1 protein-coding gene is annotated in these 262 nt (G+C 55.7%); it reads right to left on the bottom strand.

What is annotated here, in order from left to right; translation table 11 throughout:
• Nucleotides 1-46: 46 nt before the first annotated feature.
• Nucleotides 47-262: sulfite exporter TauE/SafE family protein (locus Q4563_RS20575; protein ID WP_303605835.1), on the bottom strand; the 216-nt coding region annotated here is incomplete at its 5' end.

The following is a 262-nucleotide window of genomic DNA, read 5'->3' on the forward strand; positions in this document are numbered from 1 at the left end:
GATGTGCAGGTACAGGGTTTGGCCCAGGCCTGGCAAGGCTGATGGTTCAGAACAGCGCGTATTTAAGGCCCAGTCCAAACAGCAGGCTGGCCAACAAGCTGCGCAAAACATTTTCCGGGATATGTCGGGCCAGACGGCTGGATACCTGAATCGCCGGGATGGAGCCAATCAGCAGAGCGCCCAACAGCATAAAGTCAACATGCCCCATATACATATGTATCAAACCGGCTGCCAGTGTCAGGGGGACAGCGTGAGCGAGATC

This window comes from Gilvimarinus sp. 1_MG-2023 (assembly GCF_030548285.1).